The sequence below is a fragment of the Stenotrophomonas sp. 05L44_2 genome, from assembly GCF_056665995.1.
On record NZ_JBFTNR010000254.1, the window covers coordinates 1 to 5,139 of the forward strand.

General features: G+C 67.2%; 5 protein-coding genes. 2 read left to right on the forward strand and 3 right to left on the reverse strand.

Annotated features, from left to right (window positions below):
* A partial coding sequence (locus AC1VAN_RS10545) for an aldo/keto reductase (protein ID WP_480985762.1) occupies positions 1-257 on the forward strand: 257 nt, incomplete at its 5' end.
* A gap of 33 nt (positions 258-290) precedes the next feature.
* Here AC1VAN_RS10545 and AC1VAN_RS10550 read toward each other — a convergent pair.
* On the reverse strand, positions 291-992 hold the full coding sequence (locus AC1VAN_RS10550) for an alpha/beta fold hydrolase (protein ID WP_480985763.1): 702 nt from the start codon (positions 990-992) through the stop codon (positions 291-293).
* 45 nt (positions 993-1,037) lie between these two features.
* On the opposite strand from AC1VAN_RS10550, the gene AC1VAN_RS10555 reads away from it, so the two are divergent.
* The gene (locus AC1VAN_RS10555) at positions 1,038-1,418 is read left to right on the forward strand and encodes a YbjQ family protein (protein ID WP_025877607.1); all 381 of its coding nucleotides are present in this window, start codon (positions 1,038-1,040) and stop codon (positions 1,416-1,418) included.
* Positions 1,419-1,460: 42 nt separating this feature from the next.
* On the opposite strand, the gene AC1VAN_RS10560 is transcribed toward AC1VAN_RS10555, so the two are convergent.
* Positions 1,461-4,187: a bifunctional acetate--CoA ligase family protein/GNAT family N-acetyltransferase gene (locus tag AC1VAN_RS10560; protein WP_480985764.1), complete on the reverse strand. Its 2,727-nt coding sequence runs from the start codon at positions 4,185-4,187 to the stop codon at positions 1,461-1,463.
* 135 nt (positions 4,188-4,322) lie between these two features.
* On the reverse strand, positions 4,323-5,139 hold an 817-nt coding region (mgtE, locus tag AC1VAN_RS10565), incomplete at its 5' end, for a magnesium transporter (RefSeq protein ID WP_480985765.1).

Below are 5,139 nucleotides of genomic sequence, written 5' to 3' on the forward strand. Positions count from 1 at the left end.
ATGGCGAGGTGATCAAGGACCCGGTGATCCAGGCCATCGCCGGCCGYCATCAGGCCAGCCCGGCGCAGATCGCRCTGGCATGGGCGCTGCAGCAGGATTACGCGGYCATWCCGTCRTCGACCAAGCGCGAGAACCTGGCCAGCAACCTGGAAGCCGCCGCGATCCGCCTGACCGAAGACGACATGGCGCAGATCGCCAAGCTGGACCGTGGCCACCGCCTGGCCAATCCGGAAGGCATCGCACCGGCCTGGGATTGAAGAACGGCCGCCGGGCATGGCCCGGCGGATCCATCAGTACTGCAACAACCATCCGCGCATTGCCGCACTCACCTCGTCCGGCTTCTCCATCGGTGCCAGGTGCCCGCAATCGGGCACCACCACCAGCTGCGAATGCGGCACCAGCGCGTGCATCTCCTCGCTCACCGCCAACGGCGTGATGCGGTCGTTSGCACCACASACGATCAGCAGCGGATCGCGGTAGCCGGCCAGCACRTCGTGGCCATCACYSCGCTCCAGCGCGCTCTGGCGCAGGAACACCTCCGCRCCCAGCCGYGCGGTCATGTCACGCACGCGCTGCACCAGCACGTAGTCGTCCAGCCGCGAGGCGTCGATATAGCTGCGCATCAGCGCGTCACCAAAGCCGTGGAATTTACCGGGCAGGCGCACGCTGGCGCGCTGGCTGCGGCGCTGTTCGGCACGTTCCGGGGAGTCGGCATGGATCGAGGTGTCGATCAGGGCCAGCTGCAGCACACGCTCCGGCGCGGTGCGCAGGATCTGCTGGGCGACGAAGCCGCCCAGTGAGAAACCGGCCAGCGCAAACCGCTCCGGCGCCTGCGCCAGTACCTCCTCGGCAACGGCCTGCAGGGTCTCGCCGTGGGTCTGGTCGCCCACGGTGCAGTCGGCGATATCGGCCAGGTCGGCCAGCTGCGCGCGCCAGAGTTCGGCGTCGTTGAGCAAGCCGGGGAGCAGCAGCAGGGGAATGCGGTCGGTCATGCGGGTATTGTGGCGTCTTCAAACCCACAACACGACCAGACACCCATGGCCGACCCCTACAACAGCGGTACCCCGACCACGTCAGCAGCGCGCTTCGAGGATTCGATGGTGACCACCGCCTTCGAGCTGCCCGGCTACCGCATCGCGCGCAACYTGGGCGTGGTACGCGGCATCACCGTGCGCTCGCGCTCGATCGTGGGCAATTTCCTGGGCGGCATCCAGACGATCTTCGGCGGCAACATCACCATCTACACCGAGCTGTGCGAGCAGGCGCGCGAGGAAACCTATCGCGACATGGTCAAGCATGCGCGGCAGCTGGGTGCCAACGCGGTCATCGGCATGCGCTACGACGCCACCGATGTGATGACCGGCCTGACCGAAGTGCTGTGCTATGGCACGGCGGTGGTGGTCGAGCCGCTGCGTTGAATCCGATGTTCCGCCGGGCATGGCCCGGCGCTACCGTCACGGTCACGCCACCGGCGGGACGTCGGGCACTTCCACCTGCTGCACCGGCAACGTCACCATCATCACCGTCGGGTCGTCCGGGTCCAGCCGGGTCTTGAAGCCCAGGCTCTGGCACATCGCCAGCATGGTGCTGTTCTCGCGCAGCACCTGGCCTTCCACCACATCCAGGCCCAGCCACTTGGCGTACTCGATCATGATCGCCATCAGGCGCCAGCCGATGCCGTGTCCCTTCAGATCCGAACGGATCAGGATGCCGTACTCGCCACGGTGGTAATCCGCATCGGCATGCAGTCGCACCGCGCCGAGCATTTCGCCGCTGCGCGGTTCGAGCGCCACCAATGCGATCGAGCGGGCGTAGTCCAGCTGGGTCAGGCGGGCGATGAACTCGTGGCTGAAATGCTTCACCGACTGGAAGAAACGCAGACGCAGATCCTCGTCGCTGACACGCGCGAAGAACGCACGGAACAGCGCGTCATCTTCCGGCCGCACCGGGCGCACGAACGCGCGACCGCCATCGGACAGCTCGATGGTGCGCTCCCATTCCTTCGGATACGGGAACACGGCGAAGCGTGGATGGCCACGGCCCTTGTGCAGGATGCGCGACGGCGCAACCGCAACGCGCGCGTCCAGTGCGAGGATGCCCTTGCTGTCCACCAGCAGGGGATTGATGTCCAGCGTGCGCACTTCGGGAATGTCCGCCGCCAGCTGCGCCAGTTTGACCAGCGCCAGTGCCAGTGCACGCTCATCGGCGGCGGGCACATCGCCATAGGCCTTGAGGATGCGCGAGGCCCGGGTCTGGCCGATCAGCTCGTGGGCCAGGCGCAGGTCCAGCGGCGGCAGCGCCAGCGCCTTGTCGTTGATCACTTCCACCGCCGTGCCACCGCGCCCGACCACGATCACCGGTCCAAACGTGGCGTCGTCGGCGATGCCGACGATGATCTCGCGCGCCTTCGGGCGGACGATGGTCGGTTGCACCAGCAGGCCGTCGATGCGCGCGTCCGGCCGTAGCTGGCGTGCACGAGCAAGGATGGCCTTCGCCGCGCTCTGCACCGCCGGCAGGGTCGCCAGATTCAGGCGCACGCCATCCACTTCGGATTTGTGCGGAATATCGGGCGACAGGATCTTCAGCGCGACGGTCGCGCCACGCTCCAGCAAGGGTTGCGCCAGGTCCATCGCCTCGTGCGCATCGCGCGCGTGCATCACCGGTGCAGAGGGGATGCCGTAGGCCTTCAGCAGTTCATGGGTGGCCAACGGGTCCAGCCAGCCCTGGCCATTGGCCAGCGCGGCTTCGACCAGCGCGCGCGCACGCGCGGTATCCACGCTGAAATCCTGCGGCAGGCTCGGCGGCGTTTCCATCAACGCACTCTGTGCCTCCCGGTAACGCACCAGATGCTGGAAGCCGCGCACGGCCTCCGCTTCGGTGGGATAGGTCGGCACGCGTGCGGCATTGAGGGTGGCAGTGGCCTGGTCGTCGTTGCCCAGCCACACCGCGAATACCGGCTTGTCGCGGTGGTGGCGCGGGCGCAGGCCGAGCGTACGGGTCAGCGCCTGCGCCGCATCGGCCGACGAGGTGAACGCGGTAGGCACGTTGACCACCAGCACCGCATCGTTCTCGCTGTCGGCCAGCAACGCTTCGATGGCAGTGGCATAGCGATCACCATCGGCGTCGACCACGATGTCGACCGGGTTGCTGCGCGTCCAGCCCTGCGGCAGTACCGCATCCAGCTTCTGCACGRTGCTGTCGGACAGTTGCGCCAGCGTGCCCTGCAGGGCGATCAGCTGGTCCACCGCCAGGTGGCCGACGCCACCGCCGTTGCTGAGGATGGCCAGGCGACGACCGGGGAAGGTGCCAAGCCGGCCCAGCGACTCGGCCGCGGTGAACAGTTCGTCCAGCGCGCTCACCCGCAGCAGGCCGGCACGGTTGAATGCCGCGCCGTACACATCATCGGCGCGCGCCAGTGCCTGCACGTGGGTATCGGCGCTGCCCGGCTGTACCCGTTCGGCGCGCCCGGACTTCACCACCACCACGGGTTTGGCACGCGCAGCGGCGCGCGCGGCCGACATGAACTTGCGCGCGTCCTTGATCTGCTCGACATAGAGCAGGATGGCGCGGGTACGGTAGTCGGTGGCGAAGTAATCCAGCAGATCGCCGAAGTCCACGTCCATGGTGTCGCCCAGCGAAACCACGGCGGAGAACCCTACCGAGCGCGCCACGCCCCATTCCACCAGGGCGGCGGCAATCGCCGAGGATTCGGAAATCAGCGCGAGGTCGCCAGCCTGTGGGAAATGCGCGGCGATGCTGGCATTGAGCCGTGCATGTGGCGCGATCACGCCTAGGCAGTGCGGGCCGAGGATGCGCAGGCCATGCGCGCGCGCGGCGGCCTCCACCTGTGCCCATGGCGAGCCCGGGCCTTCTCCCAGGTGCGCGGTGAGGATGATCGCGGCCTGCACGCCACGTTCGGCAGCGGTGCGTACCACCTGCGGCACGATGGCGGCCGGTGCGGTGATCACCACCAGTTCCGGCACCCAGTCCAGGTCCTTCAGCCGCTTCACCGTGCGGATGCCATCGATCTCGGCATGGCGCGGGTTGATCCATGCCACTTTGCCGGGGAAGCCGGTGCCGCGCAGGTTGCGCATGACTGCGCGGCCCGCCGAGCGCTCACGCGGGCTGCCGCCGATCACCGCGACCGACTGCGGACGGAACACGGACTGCAGGTGGTAAGTACTCATGTGCCTACGTTACACGGACCGGCGCTGCGGCGGCATGATCGTGCGCAGGAACCTGGCATCGCATCCACGCAGGGCGTGGATCTACTACGCAGGCCAGGACCAGTGGATCCACGCCATGCGTGGATGACGCCGCCGTTACAGCAGCGTCCCGTGCAGGATCATCGCGGCGATGCTGAAGTAGATGACCAGGCCGGTCACATCCACCAGGGTGGCCACGAATGGGGCCGAGGCACTGGCCGGGTCGAAGCCCAGCCGCTTGAGGATGAAGGGCAGCATCGACCCGGACAGCGAGCCGAACGTGACGATGCCCACCAGCGCGGCACCGATGGTGATCGCCAGTAGGATCCAGTGTTCGCCGTAGTCATGGAAGCCACCGAGCTGCCAGATCACGATGCGTACGATGGCCAGGCAGCCGAGGATGGCGCCGAGCACCATGCCGGTGGGCACTTCGCGCAAGGCCACCTTCCACCAGTCGCGCAGGCGCAGTTCGCGCAGCGCCAGGCTGCGGATCAGCAGCGAGGTCGCCTGCGAACCGGAGTTGCCACCCGAGCTCATGATCAACGGAATGAACAGSGTCAGCACCACCGCGCGCGCCAGTTCGTCCTCGTAGTGCTGCATCGCGCTGGCGGTCAACATCTCGCCAACGAACAGCACGCTCAGCCAGCCGGCGCGCTTGCGCAGCATCTCGAAGAAGCCGATCTGCATGTACGGCTTGTCCAGCGCTTCCATGCCGCCGAACTTGTGTGCGTCTTCGGTGGACTCTTCGATCAGCGCATCGAGGATGTCATCGACGGTGACGATGCCGAGCATGTGCTGCTGCGCGTCCACCACCGGAATGGCCAGCAGATCGTGGCGGCGGATCAGCCGCGCCACGTCTTCCTGGTCCATCTGCGCATCCACCATCACCGGCGGATTGACCTGGGCCACATCCAGGATCGATTCCTCCGGCAGC